The 526-nt window shown below is 38.2% G+C and carries 1 protein-coding gene; it reads left to right on the plus strand.

Translation table 11 applies throughout. The features are described 5' to 3' along the window. Window positions 1-439 (plus strand): hypothetical protein (locus ACGHEH_RS21735; protein WP_390449879.1); only part of this gene is annotated, 439 nt, incomplete at its 5' end. Window positions 440-526 lie beyond the last annotated feature (87 nt).

Genomic DNA, 526 nt, shown 5'->3' on the forward strand with positions numbered 1-526 from the left:
CAGTACAGGGAGATTCGTGAGTAAATTTATCTGGGAAATAACAGCTCAAGATCTACTAGAGCATGCCATTTGGCAATTTCCGCACTGGAAAGATGAAACAGTTGATGAAACAGTTATAAGTCCAGCCTCTGAATCTGATGCTCTTGACCCTAATTCTGATTTACTTGTGAAAGCAAAGTTTACCGATGCCAAGGGTAATAAATTCTTCGGTTACATTAAAATTGCTTCAACTGGGATTGAAAATACTCAACCATGCATGTTTTTTAATGGTGAAGTTATTGGTTTTTGGTTTGGTATTTCTAAGCCTAACAGTTTTGTTTTACCTAAATTATATTTTCCAGTTGAAGCAGTATCAGAGTCCATACATGGTTTGCCTTCTCAAGTAGAGACAATTAGAGGTTATGGATATTTAGGTACAAATTCGATAATGTACTGCTAACAAACGCTTTAACCAAAGGACGCAAAACAGCAGGCTTGCGCTCCTTCGTCGCTAATTTTAGCCTGCAATGTTGCGCCGGTTAAGCGA

This window comes from Pseudoalteromonas sp. MTN2-4, from assembly GCF_042848605.1.
GTDB lineage: Bacteria > Pseudomonadota > Gammaproteobacteria > Enterobacterales > Alteromonadaceae > Pseudoalteromonas.